This is a genomic window from Bordetella bronchialis, assembly GCF_001676705.1.
In the GTDB taxonomy this organism is placed as follows: domain Bacteria; phylum Pseudomonadota; class Gammaproteobacteria; order Burkholderiales; family Burkholderiaceae_B; genus Bordetella_C; species Bordetella_C bronchialis.
In genome coordinates this window covers 1,879,891-1,897,043 of record NZ_CP016170.1, presented here as the reverse complement: position 1 = coordinate 1,897,043, position 17,153 = coordinate 1,879,891, and the positions used below count along the sequence as shown (strand labels likewise).

At 66.9% G+C, this 17,153-nt stretch carries 16 protein-coding genes; 6 read left to right on the top strand and 10 right to left on the bottom strand.

The window, feature by feature from the left end:
- Positions 1–69: 69 nt before the first annotated feature.
- The 3 genes from BAU06_RS08465 to lon all read left to right on the top strand — a co-directional run bounded on the left by BAU06_RS08465 (position 70) and on the right by lon (position 3,389).
- Positions 70–285 (top strand): hypothetical protein, encoded by a 216-nt coding sequence (locus tag BAU06_RS08465; RefSeq protein WP_066346994.1) that lies wholly within the window; start codon positions 70–72, stop codon positions 283–285.
- 285 nt (positions 286–570) lie between these two features.
- Positions 571–978, top strand: coding sequence for an Hsp20/alpha crystallin family protein (locus tag BAU06_RS08460; protein WP_066346992.1), 408 nt, complete (start codon positions 571–573; stop codon positions 976–978).
- Between the two features lie 116 nt (positions 979–1,094).
- The gene (gene lon / locus BAU06_RS08455; RefSeq protein ID WP_231934071.1) at positions 1,095–3,389 is read left to right on the top strand and encodes an endopeptidase La; all 2,295 of its coding nucleotides are present in this window, start codon (positions 1,095–1,097) and stop codon (positions 3,387–3,389) included.
- A gap of 1,551 nt (positions 3,390–4,940) precedes the next feature.
- Here lon and BAU06_RS08450 read toward each other — a convergent pair.
- On the bottom strand, positions 4,941–5,702 hold the full coding sequence (locus BAU06_RS08450; RefSeq protein WP_066346988.1) for an ABC transporter permease: 762 nt from the start codon (positions 5,700–5,702) through the stop codon (positions 4,941–4,943).
- Entirely contained in the window at positions 5,699–6,643 is a 945-nt protein-coding gene (locus tag BAU06_RS08445) for an ABC transporter ATP-binding protein (RefSeq protein ID WP_066346986.1), read from the bottom strand. Before BAU06_RS08445 ends, BAU06_RS08450 begins: the two co-directional genes overlap by 4 nt.
- 488 nt (positions 6,644–7,131) lie before the next feature.
- Here BAU06_RS08445 and BAU06_RS08440 point away from each other — a divergent pair, with 488 nt between their 5' ends.
- Positions 7,132–7,818 (top strand): hypothetical protein, encoded by a 687-nt coding sequence (locus BAU06_RS08440; protein WP_066346981.1) that lies wholly within the window; start codon positions 7,132–7,134, stop codon positions 7,816–7,818.
- Between the two features lie 86 nt (positions 7,819–7,904).
- Positions 7,905–8,732: an NADPH-dependent 7-cyano-7-deazaguanine reductase QueF gene (queF, locus tag BAU06_RS08435; RefSeq protein WP_066346979.1), complete on the top strand. Its 828-nt coding sequence runs from the start codon at positions 7,905–7,907 to the stop codon at positions 8,730–8,732.
- Between the two features lie 157 nt (positions 8,733–8,889).
- Here queF and BAU06_RS08430 read toward each other — a convergent pair whose 3' ends face one another.
- Positions 8,890–9,282, bottom strand: a complete 393-nt coding sequence (locus tag BAU06_RS08430; RefSeq protein WP_066346976.1) for a hypothetical protein — start codon at positions 9,280–9,282, stop codon at positions 8,890–8,892.
- Between the two features lie 331 nt (positions 9,283–9,613).
- Here BAU06_RS08430 and BAU06_RS08425 point away from each other — a divergent pair, with 331 nt between their 5' ends.
- Positions 9,614–10,033, top strand: a complete 420-nt coding sequence (locus BAU06_RS08425) for a hypothetical protein (protein ID WP_066346973.1) — start codon at positions 9,614–9,616, stop codon at positions 10,031–10,033.
- 70 nt (positions 10,034–10,103) lie between these two features.
- On the opposite strand, the gene BAU06_RS08420 is transcribed toward BAU06_RS08425, so the two are convergent.
- The 7 genes from BAU06_RS08420 to BAU06_RS08390 all read right to left on the bottom strand — a co-directional run bounded on the left by BAU06_RS08420 (position 10,104) and on the right by BAU06_RS08390 (position 17,073).
- Positions 10,104–11,084, bottom strand: a complete 981-nt coding sequence (locus BAU06_RS08420; RefSeq protein WP_156770183.1) for a Bug family tripartite tricarboxylate transporter substrate binding protein — start codon at positions 11,082–11,084, stop codon at positions 10,104–10,106.
- A gap of 115 nt (positions 11,085–11,199) precedes the next feature.
- Positions 11,200–12,291, bottom strand: coding sequence for a mandelate racemase/muconate lactonizing enzyme family protein (locus BAU06_RS08415; protein ID WP_066346968.1), 1,092 nt, complete (start codon positions 12,289–12,291; stop codon positions 11,200–11,202).
- Positions 12,288–12,860 (bottom strand): CDP-diacylglycerol--glycerol-3-phosphate 3-phosphatidyltransferase, encoded by a 573-nt coding sequence (gene pgsA, locus BAU06_RS08410; protein WP_066346966.1) that lies wholly within the window; start codon positions 12,858–12,860, stop codon positions 12,288–12,290. The genes BAU06_RS08415 and pgsA overlap by 4 nt, the downstream gene beginning before the upstream one ends.
- Positions 12,861–12,912: 52 nt before the next feature.
- The gene (uvrC, locus tag BAU06_RS08405; RefSeq protein ID WP_066346964.1) at positions 12,913–14,736 is read right to left on the bottom strand and encodes an excinuclease ABC subunit UvrC; all 1,824 of its coding nucleotides are present in this window, start codon (positions 14,734–14,736) and stop codon (positions 12,913–12,915) included.
- Positions 14,699–15,754, bottom strand: a complete 1,056-nt coding sequence (nagZ, locus tag BAU06_RS08400) for a beta-N-acetylhexosaminidase (protein ID WP_066346962.1) — start codon at positions 15,752–15,754, stop codon at positions 14,699–14,701. The genes uvrC and nagZ overlap by 38 nt, the downstream gene beginning before the upstream one ends.
- Before the next feature lie 60 nt (positions 15,755–15,814).
- The gene (acpS, locus tag BAU06_RS08395) at positions 15,815–16,252 is read right to left on the bottom strand and encodes a holo-ACP synthase (RefSeq protein ID WP_066358472.1); all 438 of its coding nucleotides are present in this window, start codon (positions 16,250–16,252) and stop codon (positions 15,815–15,817) included.
- Positions 16,253–16,344: 92 nt separating this feature from the next.
- A complete protein-coding gene (locus tag BAU06_RS08390; RefSeq protein ID WP_066346960.1) occupies positions 16,345–17,073 on the bottom strand; it encodes a pyridoxine 5'-phosphate synthase in 729 nt (242 codons plus the stop codon).
- Between the last annotated feature and the right edge of the window lie 80 nt (positions 17,074–17,153).

Genomic DNA, 17,153 nt, shown 5'->3' with positions numbered 1-17,153 from the left:
TGGCAGGACAAACAATAACGATTCTTATTATAAAATCGTGCGGTCCAACCCTTGTAGGAGTCCGCGGCCATGGCCGGTACGCATAAATTCTGGTTCGTGTGGCGCGCGCCCCTGATCCTGCTGGCGCTGACGGTGTTCGGCCTGCTGGCGGCCCTGCTGGGCACGGAGATCTGGCACTGGGCCTCCTGGGTCGCGCTGGCGGTGCCCATCGCCGTCATCCTATTCCACACCGCGCGCCGCCCGCGCTCCCGTACATCGCCAGCGCGTACGTCTTCCCCTTCCTGACCGCCCATCGGCGGGCATACCACCCTCTACCCGGGCCCCGCCGCACGCCGGGCGTCCGCCTTCACCCGCAGGCCCGCGCCGGTCGCCCGGCGGCGGGCTCCGTCCCTGGACGGTCGCCCGCCCGCTTCGCCTCGCCGGTGCACCGCTGCCATCGCCGCACTTTCATGGGCCCCTTCCCAGGGGTACGCTAAATGCTGCGTCCGGCCTTGCGTCGTCCGCCGGGCGCCACCCTTGAAACGTTGAAGGCCGCCGCCACTTAGGCGACATATCCCGTAGGCAGAAACCATGAGATCACGCGACTTGACGTCCTGGATGTGGGGTGACGCCCTCTCCATGCTGGAACAGGCCGAACGCCTGCAACGGCAGTTCTTCCGAGCTTGCGCGGCGGATCCGCATATCTGGGAGCCGCCCATCGATGTGGTCGAAACGGCGGATGCCGTGATCGTCCACATCGCCCTGCCGGGCGTGCCGTCCTCGGCCGTCACCGTGCGTTATCAGGCCGACGGCGTGACGGTGTCCGGCATGCGGCGCCTGCCGGCCGGCGGCGCCGCCCATATCCACCGGGTCGAAATCCCTTATGGGCGCTTCGAACGCCACATCGTCCTGCCCGTGGCCGCGCTGGAGCCCAGCACGCCCGAGATGTCGGATGGTTGCCTCGTATTGACGTTCAGGAAAAGAAAGGAAACGCCATGAAGCTTTGGCCCACCATGCAAGTGAGGACCGACGATGACCGGGCCCGCGCGGGCGGCAACAGCGCGCCCGCCGGCGAGCCGGATCAACGTACGACCAAGCCCCTGCCGCAGGACGCGATGATCCTGATACCGCTGCGCGAAGCGGTGCTGTTCCCGGGCGTGCTCTCGCCCGTGACGGTGCAGCGCACGGGCTCGGTGGCGGCCGCGCAGGAAGCCGTCAAGAGCGAGCTGCCGGTCGGCTTCCTGCTGCAGCGCGACGCCACCAAGACCGACGTCGGCCCTTCGGACCTGTACTGGGTCGGCACCCAGGGCCCGATCGTGCGCTACATCACGGGCCAGAACGACGCCCATCACATCGTGGTCCAGGGACAGTCGCGCTTCCGCGTGCTGGAATTCCTGGAAGGCTGGCCCTTTATGGTGGCCCGCGTCGCCATGGTCGAACCGGTGGAAACCTCCGATCCGCAGATCGAAGCGCGTTTCCTGCAGCTCAAGGAACAGGCGGTGACGGCCATCGGCCTGCTGCCGCACGTGCCGGACGAACTGGCCGCCGTGGTGCAGGGTGTCACCTCGCCCGCGCTGCTGGCCGACATGGTCGCCAATCTGATCGACGTGAAGGTGGAGGATAAACAGGACATCCTGGAAACCTTCGATCTGGGCCGCCGCCTGGACAAGGTGATCGAGCTGCTGTCGGCGCGCGTCAACGTGCTCAAGCTCAGCCGCGAAATCGGCGAAAAAACCCGCGCCCAGTTCGACGAGCGCCAACGCGAGCATGTGCTGCGCGAACAGCTGCGGCAGATCCAGAAGGAACTGGGCGAAGGCGACGACACCGCGGCGGAAGTCGAGGAGCTGAAGAACGCCATCGAAAATGCCGGCATGCCCGAAGACGTGCTCACGCACGCCCGCAAGGAGCTCAAGCGCCTGCAGCGCATGAGCGAGGGCGGCGGCGAATACGCCATGCTGCGCACTTATCTGGAATGGCTGACCGAACTGCCCTGGAAGCAGGAGCCGCAACCGCCCATCGACATCGCGGAAGCGCGCCGCATCCTGGACGAAGACCACTTCGGCCTGGAAAAAATCAAGCGGCGCATCCTGGAGTACCTGGCAGTGCGCAAGCTCAATCCGCAGGGTAAGAGCCCGGTGCTGTGCTTCTCCGGCCCGCCGGGCGTGGGCAAGACCTCGCTGGGCCAGTCCATCGCGCGGGCGACGGGCCGCGTCTTCCAGCGCGTGGCCTTGGGCGGCGTGCACGACGAAGCGGAAATCCGCGGGCATCGCCGCACTTACCTGGGCGCCCTGCCGGGCAACATCATCCAGGCGATGCGGCGCGCGGGCACCAGCAAGGTGGTGCTGATGCTGGACGAAATCGACAAGCTGGGCGCCGGCGGCTTTCATGGCGATCCCGGCAGCGCGCTGCTGGAGGTCCTGGACCCCGAGCAGAACCACAAGTTCCGCGACAACTACCTGGGCGTGGATTTCGACCTGTCGCACGTGATGTTCATCTGCACCGCGAACGTGCTGGATACCATTCCGGGCCCGCTGCGCGACCGCATGGAGATCATCCAGCTTCCGGGCTATACGGAGGAAGAAAAAATCCAGATCGCCCGGCGCTACCTGGTGCGCCGCCAGCTGGAGGCCAATGGCCTGCGCCCGGAACAGGCGGAAGTCACCGACGCGGCCCTGAAGGCCATCGTCGAGGACTACACCCGCGAAGCGGGCGTGCGCAACCTGGAGCGCGAGATCGGCTCCGTGCTGCGGCATGCCGCCATGCAGATCGCCGAAGGCCGTCAGGAAAGCGTGCGCATCGACGCCGGCGACCTCGCCGATCCGCTGGGCCCACGGCGCTTCGAGAACGAGGTCAAGCTGCGCACCAGCGTACCGGGCGTGGCCACCGGCCTGGCCTGGACGCCGGTGGGTGGGGACATCCTGTTCATCGAGGCCAGCAAGGTCCCCGGCGGCGGACGGCTGATCCTGACGGGACAGTTGGGCGACGTCATGAAGGAATCCGCGCAGGCGGCCCTGACGCTGGCCAAGACCTGGAGCGGCGACGCGCTGGACAAGGTGGACATCCACGTCCACGTACCGGCGGGCGCCACGCCCAAGGACGGCCCCAGCGCCGGCGTGGCCATGTTCGTCGCCCTGGCATCCTTGTTGAAAGGCACGCCGGTACGCTCGGACGTCGCCATGACGGGCGAAGTCAGCCTGCGTGGCCTGGTGCTGCCCATAGGCGGCGTCAAGGAAAAAACCCTGGCGGCCCTGCGCGCGGGGATCACCACCGTGATGCTGCCCAGGCGCAACGAGAAAGACCTGGACGACGTACCCAAGGAAGCGCGCGACAAGCTGAAATTCGTCCTGCTGGACCGGGTCGAAGATGCCCTCGAAGTCGCGCTCGAGAAGGAAGCCGTGCCGGCGGTATAAACGCCCTGGCAAGGCAAACGCCGGCACCCTCGCGTGCCGGCGTTTTTTTGGCGGGCGGCGAATGGGCGGAACGCGGGCTTCAATGCAGGGCGACAACCATGGAGGGTACGGTGCTGGGGCATGGAGTAGCGGCGGGTGTCTGATCGGTGGTCGGCTTGCTCATGCCGTCCGCTCGGTGGTCGGCTTGCTCATGCCGTCCGCTCGGTGGTCGGCTTGCTCATGCCGTCCGTCGGGGGAGATGCCTGTCGTGTCCGGCCCGCTCGGGCGGTCCAGGGCGTTCGCCCTGGACTTCCGCTTCGTCTTCCTCCTTCGGCGGCCGAACGGGCGTTGGGGTTCTTGCCGCTTTTTTGCCCGGCCGTCCTACGTACGGAAGCCCTCGCGCGCCCTCGGACGGGCCGGCCCCGACAGGCATCTCCCCCGCCGGACTCACGGGTTGCCTTAGCGCCGGTCGCTGGGACGGGCGGTGTGCTTGGCCCTTCGTGGGGCGCTTGTCGCTTGATAAGAAGAATCTTGAGGTGCCCGCCGATTCGGAGCCGCCCTGCGCGGCTCCGAATCGGCTACGCGATGGTGGCGTGCGGCGGGTGCGGGCTTGCGACGGTCGTCGCCCGAAGTGGAAGCGTTGCCCGCCCAGATTGGGGGAGAAACAAGTCGGTGTGGCGGGCCGCCCGCCGGCCCGCCACACCGTAGGCACCGTGGCATGCCGCGGATGCTGGCATAGGTGCCACGCGCCGCTAGCGCGATTGCGCGCACGGTTTCCTATCGAATCGCGGCGGCGCCATCCCCAACGCCCGTGGCATGCCACCGATGCTGGCGTAGGTGCCACGCGCCGCTAGCCCGATTGCGCGCGCGGTTTGCTAACGAATCGCGACCGCGCCATTCCCAACGCCCGTGGCAAGGCACGGTGCTACGGTGTGGCGGGCCGGCGGGCGGCCCGCCACACCGCCTTGTTCCCCCCACCCTGCGCGGGCCAAGATTCCACTTTGATTCCCCGACCTACGCATTACCAGCAACCGTGGCATTACCAACAACCACCGCATGCCCCGACCGCGTAGGCGTTTTAGGGCCGCGCAGGGCGGCCCGAAAACGACGGGCAACGCAAGATCTTCCTTAACCCGGAAACACGGCCCACGAAGGGCCAAGAAAACCGACCGCCCCAGCGGCCGGCGCTAAGGCACCCCGTGAGTCCGGCGGGGGAGATGCCTGTCGGGGCCGGCCCGTCCGAGGGCGCGCGAGGGCTTCCGTACGTAGGACGGCCGGGCAAAAAAGCGGCAAGAACCCCAACGCCACTTCGGCCGCCGAAGGAGGAAGACGAAGCGGAAGTCCAGGGCGAACGCCCTGGACCGCCCGAGCGGGCCGGACACGACAGGCATCTCCACCGCCGGACGGCATGAGCAAGCCGGACGGCATGAGCAAAACACCCAAACCGCCAAGCAACCACGCCAACATGAGCAAAACAACCACCGACGCCGGATCCCCCCAGCCAGGTCACCCAACGACCGAGAAACCCGATCAGCACCGCTCGATACCCTGAGCCGAGTGCGATAGCCCGCCTCAGGTCTTCAAGCGATAGCCCGTCTTGAAGATCCAACGCACGGCGATCATGCACGCCGCCAGGAACACCAGCGTCATGCCTACGCTAACGCCGACATGGACGTCGGCCACGCCGAAGAAACTCCAGCGGAAGCCGCTGACCAGGTAGACGACCGGGTTGAACAGCGTCACCGCGCGCCAGAAATCGGGCAGCATGTTAATGGAATAGAAGCTGCCGCCCAGGAAGGTCAGCGGCGTCACCACCATCAACGGAATGACTTGCAGTTTCTCGAACCCGTCGGCCCAGATGCCGATGATGAAGCCGAACAGGCTGAACGTGATGGAGGTCAGCACCAGGAAGCCCACCATCCACAGGGGATGGGCCACACCGAAAGGCACGAAAATGCGGGCGGTGACCAGCATGATGATGCCAAGGATGATGGACTTGGACGCCGCCGCGCCCACATAGCCGATGACGATCTCCACATAGGAAATCGGCGCGGAATGGATCTCGTAGATGGTCCCGGTAAAGCGCGGCATATAGATGCCGAAGGACGCGTTGGAGATACTTTGCGTCAACAGGGCCAGCATGATCATGCCGGGCACGATGAAGGCGCCATAGCTGACGCCGTCGATATTGACCATGTGCGAACCGATGGCCGAACCGAACACCACGAAGTACAACGACGTGGAAATCACCGGCGAGGCCACGCTTTGCATCAGCGTGCGCCACATGCGATGCATTTCGAAAAGGTAGATGGCGCGGATGGCATAGATATTCATGGCTGCGCTTGCCCCTCAGGACGTGCATGGACCAGGCTGACGAAGATTTCCTCCAGCGAGCTTTCCGATGAGCGCAGGTCGGTGAATTCCACGCCCGCCTCGTCCAGCTTGCGCAACAGCGTCGCGATGTCGCCACCGCCCACCTGGTTGTCGTAGGTATAGACCAGTTCGTGGCCCTCTCCGGCCAGCTCCAGCTGATAGCCCTGCAGCGCGGGCGGCAAGGCGGACAGCGCGGTTTTCAGGACCAGCGTCAGTTGCCGCTTGCCCAGCTTCTTCATCAGGGCGTTCTTGTCCTCGACCAGGATGATCTCGCCCTGGCGTATGACGCCCACGCGGTCGGCCATCTCCTGGGCTTCTTCGATGTAATGGGTGGTCAGGATGATGGTTACCCCCTGCTCGCGCAGCCGCCGCACCATCTCCCACATCCCCCGGCGCAGCTCGACGTCCACGCCGGCGGTCGGCTCGTCCAGGAACAGGATGCGCGGCTCGTGCGAAAGCGCCTTGGCGATCATCACGCGCCGCTTCATGCCGCCTGACAAGGCCATGATCCGCGCGTCCTTCTTGTCCCACAGCGACAGGTCGCGCAGCACACGCTCGATATGGGCCGGATCGGCAGGCTTGCCGAACAGGCCACGGCTGAACGTGACCGTGCTCCACACGCTTTCGAACGCGTCGGTATTCAGCTCCTGCGGCACCAGCCCGATGCTGGCGCGCGCCGCCCGGTAGTCGCGGATGATGTCATGCCCGTCGGCCAGGACCGTACCGCGGCTGGGATTGACGATGCCGCAGATGATGCTGATCAGGGTCGTCTTGCCGGCACCGTTCGGTCCCAGCAGTGCGAAGATCTCGCCGCGCCGGATATCGAGATCGATGTTCTTCAATGCCTGGAATCCAGACTTGTATGTCTTGGACAGGCCTCGGATTGAGATGATGGGATCCACGCCGTTCTCGTCGGATTCGATTGCCTGGATTCTACCCGCGCGGACGTGACAGGCCGACTCGGCATGCGCCGCAGCGGCGGCCTGCAGCGATGCGCGTGCGCCCCTCCATCGGGCGGCGCGCCATGCCGCAAGGGCCCCGGCCAAGACGGCTCGCTTCGGCATGATCGGCCGGAAGTCCCGGATATAGCGGGCTTTTTCGACGGCATCGCCAGGAGATGGACACGGCGCTTGCCCATGCCGGGATGCGCCGCGATGGGATGCGCGCGTGCAGGACGTCGGCACTCTCGACATGTCACTTCGTGGACAGCGAACAATGAGGGCCACCGCGCCAGCGGAATCACGGACGCAATCACCGATGGCGCGCAGGAACAATTCCTTGGCCGCGTTCCTCAGGCAGGGATGCCCGCCGGCATCTTTTCTTCACCTCGCCATGCATCGCCGTGCACACGCGGCGGTGCTTGCATCACGCCCCTCCAGGAGACATCCCCATGAGCACCGTATCCATCCCACCGGTAAGCCCGCAGCTGCCTTTCCTGGTAACGCCCGTGCCGTCATCGCCGCAGCAGGAATCTTCGGCGCAGGCGCCCGGCTCCGGGACACACCACGCCGGCAGGGCTGCCGCCGTGACATTCGAACGCCACGAGACCTCCACCGCGCAAGATCCGGCCCTGCCGCCGGTCGACATCGGCTCCACCGCACCGTCGGCGCTCGGAATCGAAACGATCCCACCCACTCGCGTGCTCGATACCCGAGCCATCATCGACCGCGTCGCCGGGGAATGGGAAAAAGCGGGCGTGGACGCGGCATGGATCAAGGCCATCAAGAGCCCCGATAGTTGGATGACGCTTACTCCGGCGGACCGACCGGCCATCACGAAACTGGGGGAAGCGCTGCAACGCACCGGGGAGTTCTCCGCGATGCGTTCCCAGGCCATTCGCATCCTGCGCGGGACGCAAGTCTGGGAAACGGCGCTGAACGACCGCCAGCGCGCGAATCCCGGCATACCGCGATGGCGCCTGGATCATCAGATGGTGGCCGAGCAGTTCGGCTGGCGCCAGGGCGCGTCGCATGAACATGCCCGCACCCTGCAGTTGATCGTCGGCGCCCTGGACCTTGCCGCAGGGGCCGCCGTAGCGGAATCCCGGCAGCCTGCGCCGACGTCGACGCGCGTGTGACGTACAGGCCGGCGTGGCCCCGGGTACGGCCGTCCCGCCGCGCCGGCCTAAAATGGCGTATTCCGTATCGCCAGCCGTGCACATCCATGAATCTCGACCAGGCCCCGCTGGGCCACGACATCGCCTATCCCGGCCAATACGATCCCGGGCTGCTCTTTCCGGTGCCGCGCGCCGACAATCGCGCGGCCATCGGCATCGGCGCGTCCCTGCCCTTCCAGGGCTGCGATATATGGAATGCCTATGAACTGTCGTGGCTGAACCCGCGCGGCAAGCCCCAGGTGGCGATCGGACGCTTCATCGTGCCGGCCGATACGCCGTGCATCGTCGAATCCAAGTCCTTCAAGCTATACCTGAACTCGCTGAACCAGACGCGGCTGCCCGATGCGGCGGCCTATATCGAGCGGGTCGAACGCGATCTGGGCGCCGTAGCCGGCGGGCCGGTGCGCTTGCAGCTGATACCGCCCGACGCTTTCAACCGGGAGCGCATCGCGAACCTGGCCGGCACGACGCTGGACGACCTGGACATCGAGACCGATGCCTATACGCCCGCGCCGCAGCTGCTGCGCTGCGAACCGGGCGCGCGGGTCGTGGAGGAATCGCTGACTTCCGACCTGCTGAAATCCAACTGTCCCGTCACGGGCCAACCGGATTGGGGCAGCGTGCAGATAGGCTATCGCGGCCCCAAGCTGGACCGTGCCGCGCTGCTGGCCTACATCGTTTCGTTTCGCGAGCATGCGGAATTCCACGAGCATTGCGTGGAGCGCATCTTTACCGACGTGATGGCGGCCTGCCGCCCGCAGGCATTGTCGGTCTATGCACGCTATACCCGCCGAGGCGGGCTGGACATCAATCCCTGGCGCGCCACCCCAGGCTGGCCTGCCCCGCCCATGGATCTGCGTACCGCCAGGCAGTAGGCCGGGCTCGCGCCAGGGGCCGGGCCTGCCGTCCGCATGGCGCCGCGCCGACGCGGCGCCATGACGCTATGGAGACGCAGCCGGATGGCACCGCCGGGACTTACGCCCCGGCATCCGATATGCCTATTGCCCGGCTGGCATGGTCGCCAAGCGCGGTTTACGCGCGTCGCGCCCCCGGCCAAACCGTGGCGACAAGTTCCTTGGCGGCCTGTTCCGGCCCGCCCGGAAGCATCGGGCTCATCGCCAGGCGCGATACGTGGACCGATGCCTCGGCCATCTTGGCGATGCCATCCAGGAAGAATTTGTCGGCCACCACTTTGCCGCCTTCGATTATGCGATTGGCGGCGTCCTCCACGAAGGCGACCGCGCCGCCATCCGAACCGGCGGGCTCGGCGGCTTGGTAGTTCGCGAAGACTTCGGCGGTCCCATCGCCGGTCGCACAGCGTCCCGCGGAGTTGTCGCCCGCTCCGGTTGCAAGATCGTAGAGGGCGACGGCCGCATGTCCGACGCCAATGGGCATGGAAGTTTGTGCAAAGGTACGGATATCCATTTCAGTTCCAACAGTGATCAATCGACAAAGATGCCCTGTGAAGGCATCCCCGGCTGAGGAACCGCGCCGTGGGATTGCTCCTGGCCGGAATCCGGTGAATGGGTCCGCGATTCCAAACCCTGCACCCCGCCGCCGACCAAGGCTGTCGGCCTGCCCTGTGATAAACCAGGACGGAACGCCACGGCGACGCGCCCGCGCATCGATGGCGGATGCCTAGGGATCGCTTCTATCGACAGGGTTCCCCAGACGGGGATGCTTTTACGGCATCTTCCGGGATGCCTGGGGGCATCCTCCGTCATACCGTCATATCGATCCAAGGAAGCGAAAACCCATGACCATAGGAAGTCTCCCGCCCACTGTCGCCTCGCCCGATTGCCTGCTGCCCCTTGCCTGCAAGGGCAGGCAGGATGCGATCGTCCATGCCCGCGCCGGTCGCGATACTGCCGAACGCGCGGCCCAAGCCTTTGCCGATTACGCGGCGCCCAGCGACGTGATCACCCACGACCTTGTCCAGCCCGAGGCGGCGTCCGCCGCGGCGTGCACGGCGCTGGGCAAGGCGGCGCGTATCGCCGCCACGGCCGTCAGGGAGATCGCCTTCACACCGCCCGCCGCGTATGCCGTCAAAACCGTGGTGGAGGCCGGCAATTTCACGGCGCGCGACTTCGCGCGCCTGGCGATGTCGCCGCTTACCTATGTGGGCATGAAAGCAGGCGACCGGATCGCCGATGCGATCCTCAAAGCCAAGGGCTGAGCCAGACGCCGCAAGGAAAGCATGCCGGGCGAAGCGCGGCATGCGACGCGGTGTTTCCGCGTTCCTCCGTTTACTCCGGCTGGATATTGTTGACCTTGATGATCCGCGCCCACTGGCCGCTGTCGCGGTCCGCCAGGGCTTGCAGTTCGGCCGGGCTGCTGGCCTGCGGCTCCACGCCCAGGTCGCGCAGCTTGCCGGCCACGGTCGGGTCGGCCAGCGTGCGGCGGATGGCCTGGTTGATCTGCTCGACGGTCGCCGCCGGCGTCTTGCTGGACACGTAGATGCCGCTCCAGTTGTTCAGCAGCTCCATGCCGGGAATCCCCTCTTCCTCGAAGGTGGGAATGTCGGGAAACAGCGGGCTTCGCTTGGGCGCGGCGATGGCCAGGCCCTTCAGCCCGCCCGACTTCACCAGCGCCTGGATGCCCGGGACATCGCCCACGAAGGCATCCACGTGTCCGCCCATCAGGTCCGAGATCGCCGGCGCCGCGCCTTTTTCAGGCACGTGCAGGAACGATACCTTGGTCTTTTCCGTCAACAGCGCGATGGCCATGTGCGGCATGCTGCCGATGCCCGACGAGGCAAAATTGACCTGGCCCCCCTTGCGCGCGTTGGCGATGAATTCCTTGGCGTCCTTGGCGGGATTCTTGGGATTGACCACCAGCATTTCCGGCGTATTGACCACCAGCGAGACCGGCGCGAAATCCTGCACCTTGTAGGCGAGCTTGGGATACAGCGACGGATTGATGGTGATCGCGCCGGCGGTGGTAATCCACAGGGTCTTGCCATCGGCCGGCTCATGCAGCACGTACTGCGCCGCCACGGCGCCGTTGCCGCCGGGACGGTTCTCGACCACCACGTTCTGCTTCAGTTCCTTGCCGAGCTGCTCGCTGATCACGCGCGCCATCAGGTCCGAGGGTCCCCCCGGCGGGAACGCCACGACCAGGCGGACATAGCTGCCCTGCGCCAGCGCGTTGCCGGCCGGCGCGGCGGCCATTGCCAGGGTACACAGAACGGCCGGCGCGCAACGCCGGGCCCATGCCATCAATGCCATGATGTCTCCTAACGGTCTGCTTGAATTCTTGTCCGTGGAGTGTTGGCGTTTACGCGCCGGCGCGCAAGACGGCAGGCGCCGCACTGTCCAGCAGGCGGACAGTGCGGCGGCCGCATCACCGGACGGCGCACTTCTCCACCAGGGCCATATCGGGATCGCGGCCCAGGCCGGGACCGCGCGGCACCGCGACCCGCCCGCCGGCGGCCAGCACGGCATCGCCCAGCGGGTTGACGTCTATGGTGCAGTAGCAGTATTCGAGCTCGATGTCTTCTTCCAGGGCGGCCAGCACATGAACGGTGGCAAGCAGGCCCGGGCCGACATAAGGGGAATGCGGCGCGAGCTTCACGCCATATTGCCGCGCCAGGCCGGCGATGCGCAGCAGCTCGCTGATTCCACCCACCTTGGTGGCGCTGGGCTGTGCGTAATCCACGGCGCCCGCCTGGAACATGGCCTGGAACTCCAGGTAGCCCGCGGCGTTCTCTCCGGCGGCGGTCGGCACCGGGGCCTCGCGGCGTACCCGCGCCAGGCTGGCATGGTCCTCGGGCGGGAAGACCGGTTCTTCCAGCCAGAGCAGGTCCAGGCCGCGCATCTGGCGGGCCATGGAGATGGCCTCGTCCGCCGTCCAGGGGCAATTGGTATCGACGGTCAGCCGGATGCCGGAGCCGATGGCCTCGCGCGCGCGGCGGACCTGCTCCACGCCGGTTTCGTGCAGCTTGATGGTGGTGTAGCCCTCGCCCACCGCGCGCGCCGCATTGCGCGCCACGATGTCCGGATCGGTGTAACGCATCAGGCTCGCGTAGGCCGGCACGCTGTCGCGGCGGCGGCCGCCCAGCAGTTCGGCCACCGGCTTGCCGGCGGCCTTGCCGGCCAGGTCCCACAGCGCGATATCGAGCCCCGACAGCGCATACATGACGGGGCCGGAGCGCCCCAACAGGTGGAATTTCCGCGACAGGTCGTTCATGATGCCGGCGATGTCGGCTTCGTCGCGGCCGACCGCCATGGGCGCCACCAGGGCCTCGATGGCGGCCTTGGTGGCGGGCCATACGGCGAAGCCGAAGGCCTCGCCCCAGCCGACCAGTCCCTGGTCCGTTTCCACCCGGATAAGCAGCATCTCCATTTCGCGCGGCTTGCCCGCCAGCAGGGGCTTGGGCCCGCCGATCTCGAAGGGCATGGACAGCGGGATGGCGGAAACGGAACGGATGCTCATAGGCTTTTTTCGCGGATGGCGGGCCAGGCGCGCTGCAGGTAGTACAGCATGGACCATACCGTCAGCACGGCCGCCACCAGGATCAGGATGCTGCCCAGCACACGGGTGCTGACGCCGTGGATGGGCTGCCAGTACAGCAGGCAGGGAATGGCCACCATCTGGGCAGCGGTCTTGAACTTGCCCAGGCGGTGCACCGCCACGCTGGCGCTGGCGCCTATCTTGGCCATCCATTCCCGCAACGCCGAAATCGTGATCTCGCGGCCGATGATGACCAGCGAGATAAAGGCGTCGACCCGCCCCAGGTCCAGCAGGACCAGCAGCGCAGCGCTGACCATCAGTTTGTCCGCCACCGGATCCAGGAAGGCGCCGAAGGCCGAAGTCTGGTTCCACTTGCGGGCCAGCCAGCCGTCGAACCAGTCGGTCAGCGCCGCGATGACGAAGGCCGCGGCCGCCAGCATGTCGCGGTTGGGCTCGGCCAGCCAGCTGGCAGGCAGGTAGAAAAGCCCGACGACCAGCGGGATCATGGCGATGCGCAGCCACGTCAGAATGATGGGAACGTTGATAGGCATGATGACGCGTATGCTACAACAGCCCGCGACGCCGGGCTGTCATACTGGCCGGTCAATGCAAGGCGTCGTAGATCCGTTCGGCCAATTCCTGCGAAATTCCATCCACCGAGGCCAGGTCCTCGATACTGGCGCGCGACACCCCGGAAAACCCGCCGAAGCGCGCCAGCAGGCGCTGGCGGCGGCGCGCGCCCACGCCTTCGATTTCCTCCAGCCTTGACACGTTACGGGCCTTGGCGCGCCGGGCCCGCATCCCCGTGATGGCGAAACGGTGGGCCTCGTCGCGGATCTGGGCGATCAGCATCAGCGCGGCCGACTCGGGCCCCAGGGCGACCGGTGGCCGTTCGTCGGCGAAAACCAGGGTCTCCAGGCCGACCTTGCGGCCCTCCCCCTTGGCCACGCCCACCAGCACGTGCACGTCCAATCCGAGCTCGGCGAATACCTGGCGGGCGATCTCCACCTGCCCCTTGCCGCCGTCGATGAGCACCAGGCCGGGCAGCGGGGCCTCGCCATCGGCGACCTTGGCGAAGCGGCGGGTCAGCACCTGGCGCATGGCCGCATAGTCGTCCCCCGGCGTGATGCCGGCGATGTTGTAGCGCCGGTACAGCGAAGGCTGCATCTCGTGATGCTCGAACACCACGCAGGACGCCTGGGTGGCCTCACCGGCCGTATGGCTGATGTCGAAACACTCGATGCGCAGGCCGTCCAGCGCCGCCTCGTCGGTTTCCATGTCCAGCGTTTCGGCCAATGCCAGAGTGCGGGCGGCGCGTGCGCCGGACTCGGTCAAGGCACGCGCCAGGGCCATCTCGGCATTGCGGGTGGCCTGTTCCAGCCAGGAGCGGCGCACGCCTTGCGGGCGGGTCAGCACACGGCTGCGCGTTCCGGCCTGTTCCGACAGCAGGACGATCAGATCGTCATCCGGCGGGGCATGGGAGCAGACCAGGATGGGCGGCAGCGGATTGTCGGTGTAGTGCTGGCCGACGAAGGCCTCCAGGACATCCGGGGCGGACTCGCCTTCCGCGTGGGTGGGAAAGAACGGCTTGTCGCCCAGGTGGCGCCCGCCGCGCACCATCGCCAGGTTCACGCAGACGCGGCCACCGGCGATGGCGACGGCGATGATGTCGCAGTCCTCGCCGCCCATGTCTTCCATGGTCTGCTGGTGCAGCACGCGCGCCAGCGAACCCATCTGGTCGCGCAGCACCGCGGCGGCCTCGAACTCCAGGGCTTCGGATGCCCGCAGCATGCGGGCCTCGATATCCTGCATGACCTCCTTGGCCTGCCCGTTCAGGAAGCGGCCGGCGCGCGCCACGTCATTGGCGTATTCCTGCGCCGGCACCGCGCCCACGCAGGGGGCGGAACAGCGGCCGATCTGGTGCAGCAGGCAGGGCCGCGAGCGGTTGGCGAAGACGGTGTCTTCGCAAGTGCGCAGGCGAAAGACCTTTTGCAGGATCTGTATGGTTTCACGCACCGCCCAGGCGTTGGGAAAAGGCCCGAAGAACTGCCCCGGCTTGTTGGTGGAACCCCGGTAGTAGGCGATGCGCGGCCATTCGTGCGCCGTGATCAGCAGGTACGGGTAGGACTTGTCGTCGCGGAACAGGATGTTGTAGCGCGGCCGCAGGCTCTTGATCAGGTTGTTTTCCAGGATCAGGGCCTCGGCCTCGGACCGCGTGACGGTGACCTCCACCAGCGCGACCTTGGCCACCATCTGGGCGATGCGGGGGCTGGTCAGCGTTTTCTGGAAATACGAAGACACGCGCTTTTTCAGGTCGCGCGCCTTGCCGACGTACATGACCTCGCCGTTGGCGTCGATATGCCGGTAGACCCCCGGCAGATGCGGCAGGTCAGCCAGAAACGATTTGAGATTGAAGCCTTCGGGCATGCTGGTAACGGCGGTCGGCCTGCAGATCATTCCAGTCCACGGCCGGATGGCGCGGCATCAGGCGGCGGATACGTTCGACGGATTCGGGCTGCGATTCGTGTTCCAGGCGCGCGAGCAGCTCATCGGCCAGGTCCGGACGGTTGCATACGAGCACCATGTCGCAGCCGGCGCCCAGGGCGGCCTGGGCGCGCGCCAGGATGTCGCCGGCCACCGAGGCGCCTTCCATGGTGAGGTCATCGGAGAACACCACGCCATCGTAGCCCATGCGGCCGCGAAGGATATCCTGGATCCAGCGGCGCGAGAAGCCGGCCGGCTTGTCGTCCACCTTGGGATAGATGACATGGGCGGGCATGACCGACGGCAGGACCAGGTCGCCCAGCCAGCCGTAGGGGGCGGAGTCCTCGCGCAGGATGCGTTCCAGGCTGCGCGGATCCACCGGGATTTCGTGGTGCGAATCGGCGCTGACGAAACCGTGTCCGGGAAAATGCTTGCCGCAGGAGGCCATGCCCGCCAGCGCCAGCCCCTGTATGAGGGCCCGCGACAGCATGGCCACGACGCGCGGATCGCGATGGAAGGCGCGGTCGCCGATAACCTTGCTGACGCCGTAATCCAGGTCCAGCACCGGCGTGAAGCTCATGTCCACGCCACAGGCCCGCAGTTCGGCCGCCAGTACGTAGCCGGTTTCCGTGGCCAATCGCATCGCGTGCAGCGGATCGCGATCCCAGACCCTGCCCAGGCCGCGCATGGGCGGCAGGGGCGTGAAGCCATCGGTGCGAAAGCGCTGGACCCGGCCGCCTTCATGGTCCACGGCGATCAGCAGGGGCTCGTCGCGCACCTTGTGGATGCGCGCGGTCAGCTCGCACAGGGTCTGCCTGTCCTGGAAGTTGCGGGCAAACAGGATGACGCCTCCCACCAGGGGATGGCGCAGCCGCTTTTTTTCTTCCTTGCTCAGCTCCGGGCCGGCCACGTCGACCATGACGGGACCGGGCAGCTGCGATTTGTTCTTTTTGCGGGGCATGAATATCTCTTGTGAAGATCCGGCGCGCGGGCGCCGGGTTGGATCGAAGCGCCGCCCTTCTCAGGCTGCCTTGCGTTCGACGATCACATAGGCGGCGGCCATGTCGGTTTCGTCGGTCAGGGAGACGTGGGCGGCGCCATAGCGTGGCGCATACCAGGCCAGCAGTTCCGGCGACAGGACCAGGACGGGCCGTCCGCCCGGCGCGTTCAGGGTCTGCACCCGCCGCCACGTCATGGGCATGCGCATGCCCAGGCCGACGGCCTTGGAAAAGGCTTCCTTCACGGCGAAACGCGTGGCCAGGAAACGGATGCCGCGGCGCGGGTCCCGTGCCCGCCGCGCGTGGAACTTGGCCAGCTCCTGTTCGCCCAGGATTTTCCGGGCGAAACGGTCGCCATGGCGTTGCAGGGCCTTTTCTATCCGGTCGATGCGGATCAGGTCCAGGCCGATACCGGCGATGGCGGATGGCATGCCGTCAGCGCCCGGCTGGACGGCGGCCATGCCCGGCGAACCCGCGTCCGCGGTCGGCGCGGAGGCCTGCCGCGCCGGGGCGCTGGACGATGAAGGCGCTGCGGTCATGGCTGGGGTCCGCGTCATTGGCCGGCGCGCGCCCGCACCATCAAGGCTTTCATATCGCGCACGGCCTTTTCCCAGCCGTCGAACACCGCTCGCGCCACGATGGCGTGGCCGATATTCAGTTCCGCGACGCCGTCCAGCGCCGCCACTGGCTGGACATTGCCATAGTGCAGGCCGTGCCCCGCGTTGACCTGCAGGCCGTGGCGCAGGCCTTCGGCCACCGCCCCACGGATCCGCGCCAGCTCCGCCTGTGCGGCCTCGCCGGTTTTTTCCGCGTAGGCGCCCGTGTGCAGCTCGATGACCCGGGCACCCGCCCGGGCCGCGGCGGCGATCTGCCCGGCGTCAGGGTCGATGAACAGCGACACCCGGATGCCGGCCTCATGCAGTTGCGACACGGCGTCCGTCACGGCCGCCAGGGCGCCGGCCACGTCCAGGCCGCCCTCCGTGGTGAGCTCCGCGCGCTTTTCCGGGACCAGGCAGACGTCCTGCGGCCGCACGGCGCAGGCGATGTCCAGCATTTCCCTGGTAATGGCGCACTCAAGGTTCATGCGGGTGCGCAGCAGCGGCCGCAGCCGGTGCACGTCCGCATCCTGGATATGGCGGCGGTCTTCGCGCAGATGCAGGGTGATCACGTCGGCGCCGGCATCCTCGGCACGCAGCGCCGCCTCTACGGGGTCGGGATAATCGGTATGCCGTTGCTGCCGCAACGTGGCCACGTGGTCGATGTTTACGCCTAGGTCTATCATCGCATCGCATATCGTCTGGGTCCCGGCGCACCACCCCATCCATACGGAGCGGCCGGAAACGGAACAGAACGATATTATCG

Bases quoted from the DNA above. Each gene is read 5' to 3' on its own strand.
- BAU06_RS08465 (WP_066346994.1), top strand. From the start codon at position 70: ATGGCCGGTACGCATAAATTCTGGTTCGTGTGGCGCGCGCCCCTGATC.
- BAU06_RS08460 (WP_066346992.1), top strand. From the start codon at position 571: ATGAGATCACGCGACTTGACGTCCTGGATGTGGGGTGACGCCCTCTCC.
- lon (WP_231934071.1), top strand. From the start codon at position 1,095: ATGATCCTGATACCGCTGCGCGAAGCGGTGCTGTTCCCGGGCGTGCTC.
- BAU06_RS08450 (WP_066346988.1), bottom strand. From the start codon at position 5,702: ATGAATATCTATGCCATCCGCGCCATCTACCTTTTCGAAATGCATCGC.
- BAU06_RS08440 (WP_066346981.1), top strand. From the start codon at position 7,132: ATGAGCACCGTATCCATCCCACCGGTAAGCCCGCAGCTGCCTTTCCTG.
- queF (WP_066346979.1), top strand. From the start codon at position 7,905: ATGAATCTCGACCAGGCCCCGCTGGGCCACGACATCGCCTATCCCGGC.
- BAU06_RS08430 (WP_066346976.1), bottom strand. From the start codon at position 9,282: ATGGATATCCGTACCTTTGCACAAACTTCCATGCCCATTGGCGTCGGA.
- BAU06_RS08425 (WP_066346973.1), top strand. From the start codon at position 9,614: ATGACCATAGGAAGTCTCCCGCCCACTGTCGCCTCGCCCGATTGCCTG.
- BAU06_RS08420 (WP_156770183.1), bottom strand. From the start codon at position 11,084: ATGGCATTGATGGCATGGGCCCGGCGTTGCGCGCCGGCCGTTCTGTGT.
- BAU06_RS08415 (WP_066346968.1), bottom strand. From the start codon at position 12,291: ATGAGCATCCGTTCCGTTTCCGCCATCCCGCTGTCCATGCCCTTCGAG.
- pgsA (WP_066346966.1), bottom strand. From the start codon at position 12,860: ATGCCTATCAACGTTCCCATCATTCTGACGTGGCTGCGCATCGCCATG.
- uvrC (WP_066346964.1), bottom strand. From the start codon at position 14,736: ATGCCCGAAGGCTTCAATCTCAAATCGTTTCTGGCTGACCTGCCGCAT.
- nagZ (WP_066346962.1), bottom strand. From the start codon at position 15,754: ATGCCCCGCAAAAAGAACAAATCGCAGCTGCCCGGTCCCGTCATGGTC.
- acpS (WP_066358472.1), bottom strand. From the start codon at position 16,252: ATGGCCGCCGTCCAGCCGGGCGCTGACGGCATGCCATCCGCCATCGCC.
- BAU06_RS08390 (WP_066346960.1), bottom strand. From the start codon at position 17,073: ATGATAGACCTAGGCGTAAACATCGACCACGTGGCCACGTTGCGGCAG.